This is a genomic window from Phenylobacterium sp. (genome assembly GCF_037968635.1).
Lineage (GTDB): Bacteria > Pseudomonadota > Alphaproteobacteria > Caulobacterales > Caulobacteraceae > Phenylobacterium.
The window spans coordinates 1-15,875 of record NZ_JBBKVV010000044.1; the positions used below are offsets into that span (position 1 = coordinate 1).

General features: G+C 67.6%; 19 protein-coding genes, 1 tRNA gene and 1 pseudogene. 12 read left to right on the forward strand and 9 right to left on the reverse strand.

What is annotated here, in order from left to right; genetic code table 11:
• Positions 1–226: response regulator (locus AAC997_RS04490; RefSeq protein ID WP_340644492.1), on the reverse strand; the 226-nt coding region annotated here is incomplete at its 3' end.
• 184 nt (positions 227–410) lie between these two features.
• On the opposite strand from AAC997_RS04490, the gene AAC997_RS04495 reads away from it, so the two are divergent.
• Positions 411–2,132 (forward strand): hypothetical protein, encoded by a 1,722-nt coding sequence (locus AAC997_RS04495; RefSeq protein WP_340644493.1) that lies wholly within the window; start codon positions 411–413, stop codon positions 2,130–2,132.
• Here AAC997_RS04495 and pseC read toward each other — a convergent pair.
• Both pseC and pseB read right to left on the reverse strand, forming a co-directional pair.
• On the reverse strand, positions 2,129–3,292 hold the full coding sequence (pseC, locus tag AAC997_RS04500; protein ID WP_340644494.1) for a UDP-4-amino-4,6-dideoxy-N-acetyl-beta-L-altrosamine transaminase: 1,164 nt from the start codon (positions 3,290–3,292) through the stop codon (positions 2,129–2,131). The genes AAC997_RS04495 and pseC overlap by 4 nt on opposite strands.
• Positions 3,292–4,356 (reverse strand): UDP-N-acetylglucosamine 4,6-dehydratase (inverting), encoded by a 1,065-nt coding sequence (gene pseB / locus AAC997_RS04505; protein ID WP_340644495.1) that lies wholly within the window; start codon positions 4,354–4,356, stop codon positions 3,292–3,294. Before pseB ends, pseC begins: the two co-directional genes overlap by 1 nt.
• Positions 4,357–4,504: 148 nt before the next feature.
• Between pseB and AAC997_RS04510 the strand changes: the two genes are divergently transcribed.
• Positions 4,505–4,897, forward strand: a complete 393-nt coding sequence (locus AAC997_RS04510) for a Tat pathway signal protein (protein ID WP_340644496.1) — start codon at positions 4,505–4,507, stop codon at positions 4,895–4,897.
• Here AAC997_RS04510 and AAC997_RS04515 read toward each other — a convergent pair.
• Positions 4,894–5,202 carry a 4a-hydroxytetrahydrobiopterin dehydratase gene (locus tag AAC997_RS04515; RefSeq protein ID WP_340644497.1) on the reverse strand — a complete coding sequence of 103 codons (309 nt, stop codon included), beginning with the start codon at positions 5,200–5,202 and terminating at the stop codon, positions 4,894–4,896. The two genes, AAC997_RS04510 and AAC997_RS04515, sit on opposite strands and share 4 nt — an antisense overlap.
• Positions 5,199–5,855 carry an HAD-IA family hydrolase gene (locus AAC997_RS04520; RefSeq protein ID WP_340644498.1) on the reverse strand — a complete coding sequence of 219 codons (657 nt, stop codon included), beginning with the start codon at positions 5,853–5,855 and terminating at the stop codon, positions 5,199–5,201. Before AAC997_RS04520 ends, AAC997_RS04515 begins: the two co-directional genes overlap by 4 nt.
• 67 nt (positions 5,856–5,922) lie before the next feature.
• Between AAC997_RS04520 and AAC997_RS04525 the strand changes: the two genes are divergently transcribed.
• The 6 genes from AAC997_RS04525 (at position 5,923) to AAC997_RS04550 (ending at position 9,272) form a co-directional block, all read left to right on the forward strand.
• Entirely contained in the window at positions 5,923–6,279 is a 357-nt protein-coding gene (locus tag AAC997_RS04525; protein ID WP_340644499.1) for a VanZ family protein, read from the forward strand.
• A complete protein-coding gene (locus tag AAC997_RS04530) occupies positions 6,276–7,088 on the forward strand; it encodes a heme-dependent oxidative N-demethylase subunit alpha family protein (protein WP_340644500.1) in 813 nt (270 codons plus the stop codon). The genes AAC997_RS04525 and AAC997_RS04530 overlap by 4 nt, the downstream gene beginning before the upstream one ends.
• A 50-nt stretch (positions 7,089–7,138) precedes the next feature.
• On the forward strand, positions 7,139–7,774 hold the full coding sequence (locus tag AAC997_RS04535) for a hypothetical protein (RefSeq protein ID WP_340644501.1): 636 nt from the start codon (positions 7,139–7,141) through the stop codon (positions 7,772–7,774).
• A gap of 64 nt (positions 7,775–7,838) precedes the next feature.
• The gene (locus tag AAC997_RS04540; RefSeq protein WP_249778006.1) at positions 7,839–7,943 is read left to right on the forward strand and encodes a hypothetical protein; all 105 of its coding nucleotides are present in this window, start codon (positions 7,839–7,841) and stop codon (positions 7,941–7,943) included.
• A 285-nt stretch (positions 7,944–8,228) separates the two neighbouring features.
• Positions 8,229–8,441, forward strand: a complete 213-nt coding sequence (locus AAC997_RS04545) for a hypothetical protein (RefSeq protein ID WP_340644502.1) — start codon at positions 8,229–8,231, stop codon at positions 8,439–8,441.
• 54 nt (positions 8,442–8,495) lie between these two features.
• The gene (locus AAC997_RS04550; RefSeq protein WP_340644503.1) at positions 8,496–9,272 is read left to right on the forward strand and encodes a tyrosine-protein phosphatase; all 777 of its coding nucleotides are present in this window, start codon (positions 8,496–8,498) and stop codon (positions 9,270–9,272) included.
• Between the two features lie 44 nt (positions 9,273–9,316).
• Here AAC997_RS04550 and AAC997_RS04555 read toward each other — a convergent pair whose 3' ends face one another.
• Positions 9,317–10,831, reverse strand: coding sequence for an MFS transporter (locus AAC997_RS04555; protein WP_340644504.1), 1,515 nt, complete (start codon positions 10,829–10,831; stop codon positions 9,317–9,319).
• A 181-nt stretch (positions 10,832–11,012) separates the two neighbouring features.
• The gene (locus AAC997_RS04560) at positions 11,013–12,038 is read right to left on the reverse strand and encodes an AraC family transcriptional regulator (protein ID WP_340644505.1); all 1,026 of its coding nucleotides are present in this window, start codon (positions 12,036–12,038) and stop codon (positions 11,013–11,015) included.
• A 162-nt stretch (positions 12,039–12,200) separates the two neighbouring features.
• Between AAC997_RS04560 and AAC997_RS04565 the strand changes: the two are divergent.
• Both AAC997_RS04565 and AAC997_RS04570 read left to right on the forward strand, forming a co-directional pair.
• Positions 12,201–12,947: pseudogene (locus AAC997_RS04565) on the forward strand (sterol desaturase family protein); the annotation flags it as partial.
• Positions 12,948–13,046: 99 nt separating this feature from the next.
• Positions 13,047–13,382, forward strand: coding sequence for a DUF2147 domain-containing protein (locus AAC997_RS04570; protein WP_340644577.1), 336 nt, complete (start codon positions 13,047–13,049; stop codon positions 13,380–13,382).
• A 92-nt stretch (positions 13,383–13,474) separates the two neighbouring features.
• Here the strand turns inward: AAC997_RS04570 and AAC997_RS04575 are convergent.
• Together AAC997_RS04575 and AAC997_RS04580 are read right to left on the reverse strand one after the other, a co-directional pair.
• A tRNA-Arg gene (locus tag AAC997_RS04575) sits at positions 13,475–13,551 on the reverse strand.
• Positions 13,552–13,598: 47 nt separating this feature from the next.
• The gene (locus tag AAC997_RS04580; protein WP_340644506.1) at positions 13,599–14,549 is read right to left on the reverse strand and encodes an ABC transporter ATP-binding protein; all 951 of its coding nucleotides are present in this window, start codon (positions 14,547–14,549) and stop codon (positions 13,599–13,601) included.
• A 154-nt stretch (positions 14,550–14,703) separates the two neighbouring features.
• Here AAC997_RS04580 and AAC997_RS04585 point away from each other — a divergent pair, with 154 nt between their 5' ends.
• Positions 14,704–14,952 (forward strand): zinc-finger domain-containing protein, encoded by a 249-nt coding sequence (locus AAC997_RS04585; RefSeq protein ID WP_340644578.1) that lies wholly within the window; start codon positions 14,704–14,706, stop codon positions 14,950–14,952.
• Between the two features lie 85 nt (positions 14,953–15,037).
• The gene (locus AAC997_RS04590) at positions 15,038–15,835 is read left to right on the forward strand and encodes an isocitrate lyase/phosphoenolpyruvate mutase family protein (RefSeq protein WP_340644507.1); all 798 of its coding nucleotides are present in this window, start codon (positions 15,038–15,040) and stop codon (positions 15,833–15,835) included.
• Positions 15,836–15,875 lie beyond the last annotated feature (40 nt).

Genomic DNA, 15,875 nt, shown 5'->3' on the forward strand with positions numbered 1-15,875 from the left:
TCACCGGCAGGTCCGATGTCCGGCGCAGGCGGCGCAGCACCTCCATGCCGTCCATGCGGGGCATCTTCACGTCGAGGATGGCGAGGTCCGGCGGATCGTTTTCCAGCGCAGCGAGACCCGCCGCGCCGTCAAAATACGCCTTCACGGTATGGCCGTGGCTTTCGAGGGCGAGGCTGACCGACGTGACGATGTTTTCGTCGTCGTCCACCAGGGTGATCTTGGCCATGATCGGGGATGATTTCCTTGCGAGTGCGTCGGTGAAGCTAGTCGCCCCTCAGCGTGGCCTCAATGGGGCAGGCATGCGGAGAAGCTCCGGCGCAGGTAACGCGTCAGAGGGCCACGGGCGCCCAATCGTCGCAGTAAACTGTTTTTAGGGTTGTTGCGTCACACTGTTCTCTCTTGGGGGAACGATGACCGGCGCACAGGTTCATTACGAGGTCTTCAGCAAGAAGACGCCCAGCAGTGGCTGGGCGCTCGATCTCGCCACGGAGAACCGCGCCACGGCGCTGGCGACCGCCAACGACATGATGAAAGAGGGCAAGGTGGCCGCGGTCCGCGTCACCAAGGAAACTCTCGACGCCGAGACCCGCGAATTCCAGTCGGTGGGCATCCTCAACCTCGGCAACGCCGAGCCGCCGAAGAAGTCCAAGGTCAAGGAAGACAACGATCCGCTCTGCGTCAGCCCGCAGGACCTCTACACCATCCACGCCCGCGACCGGATCGGCCGTCTGCTGGAGGGCTTCCTGGAGCGCAAGGGCGCGACCCCCTTCGAACTGCTGCACCGCGCCGACCTGGTGGAGGAGCTCGAAGCCTCCGGCACCGACCTGCAGCACGCCATCCAGAAGCTGGCCATTCCCGAGGCCCAGGCCCGGGGCCTATCTGTCCATGAGCTGATCCGGGTGTTTCAGAGCCTGGTGGAGCGCGCCATCGAGCGGCTGCTCAAGGACGCCCGCAAGGGCGACCTGCCCAATCTCGACAAGGAAGGCTTCGCCCGCGCCGCCGAGCGCGTGGCCCAGCACCCGGAGCGCGCCTACCTGCTAGGCGCCGGTGTGGCGGTCTCCATCGCGCCCGCGCGCAGCTGGACCGAGAAGGTCACCCGCCTGCTGGACCTGGCCGATTCCGCGCCCCCGGCCGGCCCGCCGCGCGGCCTGGCCCTGGCGGTCATCGAACAGCCCCTGGCCGAGATCCTCGGCTCGAAATCCGGCCTCGACGACATCATCGGCAAGGACCTGGACCTGGGCGCGCGCCTGGCGGCCATGACCCGGCTGGTGGCCTGCGATCCGGTTGAGGCCCTGATGCGCATCGAGCCGTCGGTGCAGCGGATGATGCCGCCGCTGTCGGACACCGCCGAGCGCCTGGCCAAGTGGCTCTCCACCGAGGACTTCGGCGCCGTGCGCCTGGCCATCGCCAAGCGGGTGGTCCGCGAACTCACCGGCCCCCGCCGCCTGCGTCCCGGCGACGCCGCCGGCGAGATCGCGGTCATGCGGGCGCTGGCCATGGCGTTGACCTGCGCGGCCGGGACAATGATCTCCCTGGACGACGTGCAGGAGGCCTTCGTCACCCGTTCACGGATGTTGGTCACCGGCGATTTCGTCGAATCCTATCTGGGAACCAACCAGACCTCCCGCCAGGAGGTCGAGGCCCTGATGTGGCTGGTGGAAAACGTCATCGGCGCGGCCAACAAGCGCCAGGCCGGCCGCTACCTCTCGGCCAATGTCAGCGGGATGCGCTTCGAGAAGGAATTCCGGCTCAGCTCCGACAGCCCCGCCGTGAAACTGGAAGTCCTGGCCAAGCTGCAGAAACAGGCGGCCCGCGCCGGCCTGGCGGCGGAGGACTACGGCCCGATTCAGGCCAAGATCGGCGATGTCGGCGGCCTGGTGGAGGCCGATTCCAAGATCGTCTCCATCGTCGCCAAGTCGTCCCAGGGTCCTGTCCAGCGGCTGATGATCCTGTTGCGCATGGCCATTGGTGACACCGCGCCGACCGGCCCCACCGCCGACCGCGCCCGCGCCGAGGCCTTGAAACTGGTCCGCCGTGACGACACCCGCGCAGAACTGGCCAGAGCCCCGGAACGCATGGGCCAGGTCCGCGAACTGCTGCAGGCCATGACCGCCGTCGCCGCGGCCGCCTAGAGGTTCAGGGTCGCTTTCAGGCCGGCCACGACCCGATCCACATCCTCGTCGGCCATGCCGGGATAGAACGGCAGGGAGAGGCAGGTCTCGTACCAGGCCTGCGCGCCCGGCAGGCTGAGCGGCCCGTATCGTTCGCGGTAATAGGGTTGGCTGTGGACGGGGATGTAGTGGACCTGGGTTCCCACCCCGCGCGCCTTCAACCCGTCCACCACCTGGCGTCGGGTCTTGCCGGTCGCCGGAAAGTCGATCAGGGCCACCATCAGATGCAGGACCGGGTCGCTCCAGTCGGGCCGGGCGGCGGGCGTCACCAGGGGGGCCAGCGGTTTCAAGGCTTCCAGGTAGCGGGCGGCCAAGGCCCTGCGTCGGGCGGCGAACCGGTCGAGCTTGGCGAGTTGCGAGAGGCCCAGCGCGCAGAGGATGTCTGGCAGGCGGTAGTTGAAGCCCGGCTCGGCCATCTCGTAGATCCAGGGATCGGCCTCCGCCGGGCGCATCATGCCGTGGCTGCGCAGGGTCTTCAGGCGCTGGGCCAGGGCGTCGTCATTGGTGGTGACCATGCCGCCCTCGCCGGTGGCGATGGTCTTGACCGGGTGGAAGGAGAAGGTGGCCATGGCCGCGTGGCGCCCGTCGCCCACCCGCTCGGCTGTATTGCCGAAGGTCATGGTGGAGCCCAGGGCATGGGGAGCGTCCTCCACCAGCACCGCTCCGGCGTCCCGCGCCAACGCGGCCAGGGCCGGCAGCTCGGCGGTGTCGCCGCGCAGGTGAACCGGCAGGACGGCGCGCAGCCGGCGATCCCCGACCCGGCTGATCGCCTCGGCCAAGGTGTCTGGCGTCATCAGTCCGGTCAGAGGATCGACGTCGGCGAACACCACCTCGGCGCCGACATAGCGGGCGCAGTTGGCGGTGGCGAGAAAGGTGATGGAGGGGGCGATGCAGACCTCGCCGGGCTGCACGTCCAGGGCCAGCATGGCCAGGTGCAGGGCCGCCGTGCCGTTGGCGCAGGCCACGGCGTGGCGCGCACCGACCTTGTCGGCGAAGGCGGACTCGAACGCCTCCACCAGGGGGCCGGTGGTCAGGAAGTCGCCACGCAGGGCCTCGGCGACGGCGGCGATGTCGTCGTCCTCGATGGTCTGGCGGCCGTAGGGGAGCGCAGACCCCGTCATCAGTCGGTCAGCCTCCGGCGCATGGGCGGGGCCGCCGGGGCGGGATCGTTGATCAACGCCATGAGCCCCTCGCCGCTCAGCCATTCGTCATTGGTGTCGCTGGCGTAGGAGAAACCGTCCGGCGTCAGGGGATGGGTCTTGGCGTAGCTCTCGCGGGTATACTCCACGAAGGCCGGCTCGATGGCGTAGCGGTCGCCGAGGTCTACGGTGGTCCGCGCATCATCCACCGAGATCATCATCTCGTGCAGCTTCTCGCCCGGCCGGATGCCGATCACCTTGATGGGCACGCCCGGCGCCATGGCTTCGGCCAGGGCCGTCATCTTCATCGAAGGAATCTTGGGCACGAAGATCTCCCCGCCGCGCATCAGCGACAGGGACGAAAGCACGAAGTCGACGCCCTGGTTCAGGGTGATCCAGAACCGGGTCATGCGCGGATCGGTGATCGGCAGCTCCGTCGCGCCCCGCGCCAGCAGCCGCTGGAAGACCGGCGCGACCGAGCCCCGCGAGCCAACCACATTGCCGTAGCGGACCACCGAGAACTTGGCGCCGATGTCGCCCGACAGGTTGTTGGCCGCCACGAAGGTCTTGTCCGAGGCCAGCTTGGTGGCGCCGTAAAGGTTGGCCGGGTTGCAGGCCTTGTCGGTGGAGAGCGCGATCACCCGCTGCACCCGGTTGGCCAGACAGGCCCAGACCACGTTCTCCGCGCCCATGATATTGGTGTGGATGCACTCCGAGGGATTGTATTCCGCCGCCGGCACCTGTTTCAGGGCCGCGGCATGGATCACGATGTCGACGCCGCGCAGGGCGAGGGTCAGGCGCTCGCGGTCGCGCACGTCGCCCAGGAAAAAGCGCATGCAGGTGAGTTGGTCGGCCGGGAACTTCTCGGCCAGGTCGGTCTGCATCTCGCTCTGCTTCAGCTCGTCGCGGGAATAGACGATGAGTTTGCGCGGCTTGGCCCGCAGCAGGACGGTCTCGATGAAGCGTTTGCCGAAGGACCCCGTGCCGCCGGTGACCAGGATCACCTTGCCGTCGAGGTCGAGAGAGGTTGGCGCAAAGCGGCCCAAGGGCGTGCTCCTACAAGAGCGGGCGACGAGGAATTGACCACCTCGGTGATCGGTCATGCGAATCTTCGCCGCACTGTCGGCCGCCGCGCGTAAAGAGACCGCTAACCATAATGCGGCACACCGTCACGTTATGGATCGTCGCCGCCTGATGAGTCTCGCCGCCCTCGCCGCCGCCCTGCCGGTGGCCGCCCAAGCGTCGGGAGGCGGGGAGAAGACCGAGAAGAAGAAGGGGGGCGGGCTTTCCTACCTGCAGCTTCCGACCCTGACGGCCACCATCATGCGGGTTGACGGACGGCGCGGCGTGCTCACCGTCGAGACCGGCATCGACCTTCCCGACGCCGACCTGCGCGCCAAGGCTGACCTGCTCGTGCCGCGTTTCCGGGCTGGCTTCGTCCAGGCCCTGCAGATCTACGCCTCGGGCCTCGACCCCGCCAACGCCCCCAATGCCGACTTCATCGCCCGCGAACTGCAGCGCGAGACCGATCGGGTTCTGGGCCGGCCCGGTGGCAAGCTGCTGCTGGGCACCATCCTGGTGAACTAGTTCTTCAGGCCCGCGTGGTGGGCGGCCTCGTCCATGAAGCTGGCGAGCGTCACATCCAGTTCGGTGACGCCGTCAGCGTCGTGGGTCGCCAGAGTCACCTCGACGCGGTTGTAGACATTGAACCACTCCGGATGGTGATCCAGCTTCTCGGCCATCAGCGAAACCCGGGCCATGAAGCCGAAGGCGGTGTTGAAGTCCGGGAACAGGTAGGTCCGGGTGATGGCGTCGCGGTCGGCCCCCAGGGCGTTCCAGCCGGGAAGCTTCGCCAGCGCGGCGGCCGCGCCGATCTTGCCCGGCCGGCTCACGCGGCGACCTCGTCGAAGGTCAGGCCCGTGGCGGCGGCAAGGTCGGCCAGGGTCTGGTCGACATCCACCACCTTGATGGCCTTCATCCCGAGCGCCGCGGCCGGTTTGCAGTTGATGCCCAGGTCGTCGAGATAGACGCAGTTGGCGGGGTCAACCGACAGCGCTTCGCACATCATCAGGTAGATTTTCGGGTCGGGCTTGCGCACACCGGCCTTGGAGCTTTCGATGATGTGGTCGAACAGCGGCATGATCTGACCCATGGCGCCCGGCGGGCGCTGCGTCGCGTCGGGCCCCGGGGAGTGCATGCTGACCATGTTGTTGGTGATGCAACCGACCTTGAAGTGTTGCTTGCAGGCCTTCAGCGCAGCCACCATCCGGGGCCGCACCATGCCCGACAACAGGGGCAGGACGTGGCTGCCGGGGATCGGATGGCCGAGCGCCGTGGATTCCTCCAGGAACAGGGCGTCGAAGCCCTTGGTGTCGATCTCGTTACGCTCGAACAACGCCCAGGCGTTGGTGTCGGGATTGGTGGAATTGACCTTGCGGATCAGGTCCTTGGGGACGCCGTTCTCGCTCTCATAACGGGCGAAGGCCTCGAAGGGCGAGGAGGTGAACACCCCGCCGAAATCCCAAATCACCGCCTCGATCGCCATTATCCGCTCCACCTTGAAATGCGGCGCGACGCTAGAGAGGCGCGGGCGGACGTGCAAGTTAGGGCGCATGTTTCTCGCGTCGTTGCCTCGCCCGCTCCGCCTCGCGCTCTACGCGCTGGCGACCGCTATCCTGCTGGCCATGTGCCTGGTTCCGCAGCAGGACCTGCCCTCGGCCCATATGGGTGACAAGATCGAACACAGCATCGCCTGGTTCGTCCTGACAATGACGGGCCTGCTGCTCTCGCACCATCGGCCGCTGGCGATCGCCGCCTTCGCGATCGGCCTGGGTGTGGCGGTGGAGCTGCTGCAGGCGATCATGGGCTTCGGGCGCCATGGCGACTGGCGCGACCTGGTGGCCGACACCCTCGGCGTCGCGGTGGCGCTGGTGATCTACGCCCTGGTCCGGAGGCTGCGGCGGCGATGAGGCATCGGCCCTGGGAGGAGTCCGCCGACTTCGCCATCGGGCTGGCGCCCATCGAGGAGGCCCGCTGGCTGGAGGGGGGCGAGGCCGATCCCGCCGCTCGGAAGGACCCGCTCTACAGCGAACATCACGACCTGGTCTGGGGCGAAACCGAGGGGTCGCGGCCCGGCCAGTTGGAGGTCGCCGCTCTGCTCGGGGTGACGCCGGGACGCGACCTGCCGCCCCTCTATGCCGCTGCGCGCACGGTGGCCGACGACCTGGTGCTGGTGGAGAAGACGAACGGCCAGTGGCGGGTCAGAGCCATCAGCCTCTCGGCGCCCACCTTCTTCACCGCCCGGGAGGTCCTGGGGCAGGACCTGGCGCACATCCACGCGCCTGTGAACGGGTTCAATGACCGCTTCCTGGCGCGGCTCTTGCGCATCTTCGACGGCCTGCGTCCCGGGCTGATCCTGCAGCGGCGCAACTGGTCGGTGGTGAACTCCGACCAGTCCTTCACGCCCTTCTCCGCCCCGATCCGCGCCGGGATCGGCGAGATCGCGTCGGGCGATGTGGGGCGAGCCTTGTTCACCCGGGTGGAGCGCCAGACGGTGCGTCGGCTGCCGCAGACCGGCGGAGTCCTGTTCACCATCCGGGTCTGGCTGACCCCCTTTCAGGCGCTCACCGAGAGCCCGGAACGGCTGGCGGCCTTCGCGGGGGCCTGGCGCGCGGCGGCCCCGGAGTTCGCCGCCTATAAGGGATTTCACCTCTACGCCGAGTTGGTGGAGGGCTTTCTTCGCGCTCACGGTGAAAGTCACAGCGTTAACGGCGCCTGATCTCCAACGCTGTCTCCGACCCTGGTTTTCGGGCCGCCGGAAGACCTCAAATGCGCCTGCCCTCTCTGATTCCCGCCCTGGCCGTCCTTGCCCTCGCCGCCTGTGATTCCACCGGCGCGCTGAAGATCGCCCAGGCGCCCGCGGCCAAGCCCGCCGACTGCTGCTGCAAGCCGGTCACGACGACCGCCTCCTGCCCGCCGGTGGACGCGCCCACCCCCGTCGCGGCCCAGCCGGCAGCCATGACGCCGGAGCCTGAGCGGGTGGTCCATCGTCCCGCCGCGCCGCATCGGCCCGCGCGGCCCGCCGCTCGCCGCATGGCCCCCGTGCAGCGCGATCATGTCCAGCGGGAATACGCCGAGGTGCGCCAATACGGCGCGGCCCAGCAACGGACCTACGTGGCCGCCCCGGAACCCGTCTATGAGACCTATGTCGAGGTCCCCGACCTCCGCGGCCAGGTCCGCGTGGTGAGCGCCGAGGCGCACGAAACCTACGGCGAACGCTATGCCGAGCAATCGGAGGGCTACGGCTCCGGCGACCACCGCTACGCCGGCGGCTATGAGGCGCGTGGCGGCTACGAACAACGAGGCGGCGGCCGGGGCTGCGGCGGTTGCGCGCCGCGCGAGGCCGCCGGTCGTGACCGCAACGGCTTCCTCACCTGGCCCGGCAAGGTTCCGGCCCGCCCTTGAGGCTGGCCTGACGTTTGCCCTGACCGATCCTCGGTGTCCCACTCGGGGACGGCTGGAGATCAAGATGCGCTCGCCGAACGGCCCCCTCTTCAAACGCTACGAAATCCTCGCGGTGATCCTGTTCCTCACCGCCGCCGCCGCGCTGGCGAGCTTCAACCTGGTCTACTAGGCTTCGGTCTGGTCGGGGGCTCCGGTCGGCGCCTTGATCAGACCGGCGAGACACCCAAGGCCGAGGGCCTCGAACAGGGACGTTTCGTGGCCCGGCGGGTTGATCGTCTTCGTGGCGCCCGGACATGTTGCGTCGCCCAAGTTGGCTATGCGTCAGGCGACCACCCGCCTTTCTGTACAAGGCTTCACGGTTGTCATTGCATTGCAGCAAATGATCCTCATAACCCTGGATATTACAGGGGCGGATCGAGACCCCGTGAGCTTGAGCCATAGTGAGGCGATTTCGATGATCATGACTTCGATGCGTGTGTTCCCCAGCCTGTTCATCGGCCGCCGCGACCTGGTGGAGGCCGTCGCCATCGACCTGGAAAAGACCCCCGGCATCGGCGCGGCCTTTACCTGTGGCGCCTGCGACGAGGTGATCCTCACCGGCCAGGACGCGGCCTCGGCGCGGGAAGTCGTCGTGAAGTGCCGCTGCGGCGAATACAACCAGCTCTAGGCGCGTAGACCGTCACACTTGCCGTCTAGCGTCGTGGGCCTCATGGAGAGGCTCATGACCCACCCCCGTATCCTGCCCCTCGAAGGCGTCGAGAATTTCCGCGACTACGGCGGTTACGCCGTGCGTGGCGGACGCATCGCGGCGGGCCAACTGTTCCGTGCCGCCCACCAGGCCCGCGCCACGCCGGCCGACCTGGCGGCCATGGCGGACCTGAAGCTCGCCACGGTGGTGGACCTGCGCCGTCCCCGCGAGCGGGAAAGTGATCCCAGCCTGCGGCGCCAGGGCTTCGCGGCCCAGGTTATCCAGTGCGACCTGGGCGACCAGGCCGAGGCCCCCCACGTGGCCTTCCTGAGGCAGACCGACCTGACCCCGGAGAGCGCCAGGGCCTTCTTCCTGGACTATTACGCCAAGGCGCCCTTCGAGCCGCGTCACCTGGAGCTGTTCGGGCGCTATTTCGCGGCGCTGGCGGCGGGCGATGGGCCGATCCTGATCCACTGCACGGCGGGCAAGGACCGCACGGGCCTGCTGGCGGCGCTCACCCACCACATCCTGGGGGTCCACGACGACGATATTCGGGACGACTACCTGCTGACCAATGTGGCCGCCCGGGTCGACGCCCGGTTGCCGATGGTCACCGAGGCTCTGGAAAAATCCCTGGGCAAGCGGCCCTCGGAGACGGCGGTGCGCGCCTTTCTGGGGGTCGATGGGGTCTATCTGGACGCCGCCCTTGGCGCGATCCGCGCCCGCGCCGGTTCAGTGGCGGCCTATCTGGCGACGATCGGCGCGCCCGCGGCGGCCTGCGAGGCCATCCGCGCCCGGCTGATCGTCTAGAGCCCAATGGCTTCTCTCGAAGCCTGAATCCGACTCTAAACTTTCTAGGTCACCTCAGAGATCATCCCGTCCGGCTCGGCGCCTGGCTGACCGGCCGGCGCGGCCTTGGCGGCCCGCTCGCGGCGCAGTTCCTTGAGCTGGGCCTGGGTCGCGTCGTAGCTCTGCCGGTTGATCTTGTAGCGGGCATAGAAGAACACAGCGATCAGGCCAGGAATGGCCGCGATGGGCGCGTCCACCAGGGCCAGGTCCATCAGTGTCTGGCGATCCACCTGCCCAGGCTGGGCCTTTTCCGGGAAGGCCACGATGTCCAGGGCGACGCCGGCGAAGAAGTGGCCGATGGCGGCGTCGATCTTGGAGAACAGCGCCCGGGTCGAGTAGAGCACGCCCTCCTGCCGATAGCCGTAGCGGACCTCGTTCTCGTCGGCGATGTCGGCCAGGGCCGACATGACGCTGATGCTCATGATGCTGGCCACACAGGACCCCAGGCCTGTGAAGATGATGATCAGGGGCAGCAGCATCGGCTGTCCCGGTTCGGGGAAGACGCCGAGAATCCGCAGGGTCGGCGCGATGGCCGGGATCGTCGAAAGCAGCACGCAGGTGACGATGATGGCGATCTTCTTGTCGAACCGCCCATGCAGCCGGGCCGCTGTGGCGAAGCCCAGGAAATAGCCGCTGATCGTGCCGATCACGAACCAGCGGATCTGCTCCGAGGTGAACTCCCAGAAGAAGGTGTTCATGTAGAGCCCGAGCCCCTGGCGGATGCCCAGCATCAGGGACAGGAAGAAGTAGGCGATCAGCAGATAGACATAGTTCCGGTTCGAAAACGCGCTGCCCATGTCCTTCAGGAATTCGAAGGGGCTGAAGGCCGGCAGGTCGTCGGGAGTCTTGGGCAACAGCGCGATACGGTCGCGGGTGAACCAGGCCGACGCCAACAGCAGCAGCATGCCTGAGCCCGCCACCGCCATGGCGAAGGGCGTGTAGGCGTGAGGGTTGAGCAGGCCTCGCGGATACTCCGCGGTCTTGTGGAAGAAGAAGGTCAAGGCGACGAAGCTCGTGCCGGCCGCGCCGATCATGCCCAGCAGGTTGTTCCAGCTCATCACCCGGCTGCGCTCGGTATAGTCGCTGGAAAGCTCTCCCCCCAGCGCCAGGTGCGGCACGTGATAGATGGCCATGAACACCCGCAGGGTGACGATGAACCCTGAGAACCAGACAAACAGCCAAAGGTGCGAGAACGCGGCGGGCGGGTTGAACAGGGCCAGGATGCAGAGCGCCACGGGCAAGGGGGCCAGATACATATAGGGGTGCCGGCGGCCCAGCTTGCCGCGGGTGCGGTCCGACAGCGAGCCGACGATGGGATCGGCGAAACCGTCCAGCACCAGGCTGACGGTGATGGCCAGACCCGCCAGGGTGGCCGGCAGGCCCAGGACCTGATTGTAGTAGAACATGGCGTAGCCGCCGACAGCGGCGAGGGTGATGCTCTCGGCTGTGGCGCCGAGGCCGAAGAAGAATTTGGTGCGAAGAGGTACGCGTGCGCCGGGAATCTGCGCCGAGCTGGCCATTATGGTTTCCTACAAAATGAACGCCGGTCGTAACGCCGGATGAATTCACCCATCAGTGGGGGCGGCGTGCAGAGTGTCAATCGGCCCCGACGTCAGGCGCCGGCCGGTGGTCGAAGATTGGCATCCTCCGCCCGGGAATCTGATTCACAGGACGTGATGGGAGCGCCGGGCCGTTGCGAGATCAGCTTTGCGCCTGCACGCGCCAGTCTGACGGCGTGGCGCCCGTCGCGGCCTTGAATGCGCGGTTGAATGGCCCGAGCGAGGCGAAGCCGACTTCGTAGGCGATGCTGGAAACGGGTTTCAGGGCGTGATCGGCGTCGGCCAGCGCAGTCTTCGCGGCATGGACCCGGCGTTCGTTCAGATAGGCGCTGAAGTTTCGGTAGCCGAGCTCGGTGTTGATGAGGCGGCGCAGCCGGTGCTCCGGCGCGCCGACCTGAGTGGCGAGATCGAACATCGTCAGGGCCTCTGTGCGCCAGGTTTCTTCCTCGTCCATGGCCCTGTTCAGGCGCGCAAGCAGGGCGCGGTCCGCCGCATTCTTGCGCGGCGCCGACGCACGGGGCGCGGACTGCAGGAGATCGCTGTTCACGCTGAGGAAAACCGCCATGCCCGACAGGCTCAAGAGCAATAGCGCCGTGGCGCCGACGGGCGCGAGCTCAGGCATCGGCCGCCAGAGCATCTGGGTGACTTCAAGCAGCACCACCATCAGGCCGTAGCCCGCCGCGCTGGCCAGCATCGGCCCCCGCAACTTCCGACGGCTTTCGACCAGATCGTCCCGCCAGCCCCGCGCGATCACATAGAGCGCGTGTCCAATCATGGCGACGGAGACGATGGAGTAGACCACCCATGCGACATGGCTGAATGGCGGCCAGATCAGAAGCGCCGACAGCGCGAGAATAAGGTTCAGGGCGGCGGGCGCGAACCGGCGCTGGCGCGACCGCGCCTCGTCGGAAAACAGGTCGGTGGCGAAGGCCCAGAAGAGGCCGGCCCCCGTGATCGAGAGCAGCCAGATGACAGGGAAGGCCGCGCCGGTCACCAGCCGCCCGGACGGCGACTGGGTCAGCACGTGACCTGCACAGGATAGGCAGAACAGGACCCCGCTCAGGCGCAACCGCGCCGGGTCGGCCCGACCAAGGCAAAGCGCCAGGCCAAGGAAGCCGCCGACGGCGGCGCCGCGCACCAGAAGTTCGATCGACGCCAGTTCGTCCATGGTTCCTCTTAGAGGCTCGGCGGGCAGGAAAGTCGCCGCCGCAGGCTCGCCGATTTTTGCGGAGCTTCGCCGGAAATGAAATCTCTAGCCGATTTTCGTCCACGGCGAGCGGCGGCGCGGCGGCGAGTTCAGGGATGGGCCATCAAAAAGGAGGCCTATCCCATGTCTAATGTCGAAGAACTCGCCAGCGAGTGGCTGCGCTTACTGAACGGCGACCTGATCCGCTACGCGGTCTTTGCTGTCGCGACCTGGTTTTCGCTCTGGGTCGTGCTTGCGCGGCCATTGGCCGGGCGAAAGCTCAGGGCTGAGCGGCCACCCGCGCGGCGGATGATCGTCGAATTTCTCATCTCCCTCCGGTCCGTGGCGATCTTCTCCACGGTCGCCCTCTCGCTGGCTGTGCTGGATCGGGTCGGCCTGGTTTGGGGGCCCGCGGTCGCCGAAGGGCTGGGGCCGATGTGGTTCTGGGCGTCGCTTGGGTTGATGATTGTGGCGCACGACGCCTGGTTCTACTGGGCGCACCGGCTGATGCATCGGCCGACCCTGTTCCGCATCTTCCATCGCCGACATCACCGGTCGAACAACCCGTCACCGTTCACCGCCTATAGCTTCGATCTGGCTGAAGCGGCGGTGCAGGCCGCCTTCGTCCCGCTTTGGATGCTGGCCACGCCGACGCCGTGGGGCGTGATCGGTCTGTTCATGCTGCACCAGATCTTCCGCAACACCATCGGCCATTCCGGTTATGAACTGTTTCCTGCGCGCCAGGACGGACGGCCGCTGATCCCGTTTTTGACCACGGTCACGCACCACGACCTGCATCATGCGCAGGCGGGCTGGAATTACGGCCTTTACTTCACCTGGTGGGACCGGTGGATGGGCACCGAGCATCCCGAATATCTGGCGCGTTTCGCCAGGGCCGCCGGTCGCATGCCGTCCATGAAGCCGGCGGTGGTCGCGATCCTCGCCCTGTGCCTGGTGGTCGTCGCGCCTGCGCCGTCCCAAGCCCAGACGATGAAGGCGTTTGAGGGCGATTGGGCGGCGGAGGGACTTGGCGGAGTCGTCAGGCTTGGCGCCTGCGCGGACGACGAAACGAAACTTTGCGGGCGCCTGCTCTGGGTCTGGGACAGGAGCCGGGTGAAGGAAGGGATGGTCGGAGCCGAGATCATGAAGGGCTTCGTCTGGCGCGACGGCGCCTGGCGGGGCGGGACGATGGTGAACCCTGTGAATGGCGAGACTCATAAGGGCTCGATCCGGATCGGCACGGGGGCGGCCCGGGTGTCTGGATGCCTCGGGCATTGGTGCGAGAAGCAAGTTTGGAGGGCGCTGGGGCCGCCGCCCGGGCCCTAGGGAGCTTTCACCGCGAGGGGGCTCCCTAGTCTTGGAGGGCCCCCTCCTGCCTCTGAGGTGCGGGAGAGGATTCACTAGGGTGCTGAAAAGAGTGGCGCACCCGACACGATTCGAACGTGTGACCTTTGCCTTCGGAGGGCAACGCTCTATCCAGCTGAGCTACGGGTGCGTTTGACGAAACGCGCTTCTAGCGGAAAGCCGCGCGGAACGAAAGGCTCAGGCGTCGATGGGGGCAGGGGCGGAGGTGAGGGACACGAAAACGTCCTCCAGGTCCGGGTCCTCGGTGGCGATATCCTTGATGTGCAGGCCCGTGGCGCGCACGGCGGCCAGCACCTGCTCCACGCTGGACTGGCCGGTGCGGTAGGAGACGGCGAAGGCCCCGGCGGCGCGCAGCTTTGTGTCGAAGCCCGGCAGGCTGGGGGCCGCGGTCACCGGCTCCTCCGGCGTCACCACGACGTGGCGCATGTCCATGCGGGCCAGCAGGGTCCCGGTGGGCTCGCAGGCCACCACCTGACCGCGGTTGACAATGGCGATCTGGTCGCACAGCTCCTGGGCTTCTTCCAGGTAGTGGGTGGTGAGCACGATGGTCACGCCCTTGCGGTTCAGCTCCACCACATAGGCCCAGAGTTGCTTGCGCAGTTCGACGTCCACGCCCGCAGTGGGTTCGTCGAGGATCAGCACCGGCGGATTGTGGGTCATGGCCTTGGCCACCATCAGCCGGCGCTTCATGCCCCCAGACAGCTGGCGGACATAGGCGTTGGCCTTGTCGCCGAGGCCGAGCGCATTGAGCAGCTCCATGGTCCGGCGCTCGCTGGCGGGCACGCCGTACATGCCGGCCTGGACCTCCAGGCTCTCACGCGGGGTGAAGAAGGGGTCGGCGGCGATCTCCTGCGGCACCACCCCGATGGCGGCGCGTGCGTCGCGGGGCCGCTCGTCGATATCCCGTCCCCAGATGGACACCGTGCCGGAGGTCTTCTTGCAGAGCCCCGCCAGGATGTTGATGAAGGTCGACTTCCCGGCGCCATTGGGTCCCAGCAAGCCAAAGATCGAGCCGCGCGGGATGACCAGGTCGATCCCCTTCAGGGCCTGCATCTCACTTGTCGTCTTGGTGGCGGGATAGGTCTTCACCAGGCCCTTGGCCTCGATGGCGTAGTCGGGAAGGGTCATGCCGGACTTTTCGAAAACAGGCGCGATTGACGCGTAAAGCTATGGTCGCATACCTAGGCCCGCGTGGGCGTATCTCCAAGGCCCGCCGCCGGAGAGTTTGCATATGGCCCGTAAAGCCGTTCCCGTCCCTAACCAGGGCGCCCACGTCGAACCGATGCCCGCCAAGCCGGCCCTGGCCGCCAACCTGCCCGCGCCCGAGGTTGTGGTGGTGCGGACCGGCCGCGTCGCCTGTGACGGCGTCGGCGGAGCCCTGGGCCATCCCCGGGTCTGGCTGGAGATGGGTGAGGCGACTTTCGTCGAGTGCCCCTATTGCGATCGCCGCTTCGTGCTGGCCGCCGGGACCGAAGGCCCCGAGGATGAGCGCCTGGCGCCGGGCGTCTATGAAGGGCCGCACGGGCACTAAGCTTCGGCCGCTGTCAGAGTCCGATATCCGCGAGCATGTCACGGTGACGCTTCCTATATCGTCCGGACGATAGGAGGAGATTCCCATGAGCCAAGCCGCCGCTTTCAAAGCCCTGCACGCCGGTCCCGACATCCTGGTCCTGCCCAACGCCTGGGACGCGGCCAGCGCCGCCATCATGGAGGACGCCGGGGCCAAGGCCGTGGCCACCTCCAGCGCCGCCGTCGCCTGGGCCCACGGCTATGCCGATGGGGATTTCTTCCCCGTGCCGCTGCTGCTGACCGCCATCGCCGAGATCAGCCGCGTCCTGAAGGTCCCGCTGACGGCCGATATCGAGGGTGGCTACACCGACGACCTGACGGAACTGGCCGAGACCATCAAGGCGGTGGTGGGCGCGGGCGCCGTGGGGGTGAACCTGGAGGATGGCCGCCGCGACGCGACCCTGCACGCCCGCAAGATCGAGGCGACCCGCAGGACCGCCGACCAGGCCGGCGTCGCCCTGTTCATCAACGCCCGCACCGACGTCTATCTGAAGGGCCTGGCCGCCGGCGACGCCGCCCTGGCCGAGGTGCTGGCGCGGTCCAAGACCTACGCCGCCGCCGGCGCTGACGGCATCTTCGTGCCCGGCCCCACCGACGAGGCCCTACTGACGGCCCTGGCGCGCGAGATCGCCCTGCCGCTCAACGCCATGGCGCGCGGCGGCCTGCCCAACGCCGCCAAGCTGCAGGCGGCGGGTGTCCGGCGGCTGTCCTCGGGCGGCGGCCTGTTCGCGGCCGCCTACGGGACGCTGGCGCGGGCCACGGCGGCCTATCTGAAGGATGGGGCGTCCGATCCCCTGACGCCGCTGTCGGAAGGCCTGCCCAGCTTCAACAAGCGGTTCGGGTAGACAAAGACCCGCTCATCCCGGCGAAGGCCGGGAGCTGAGT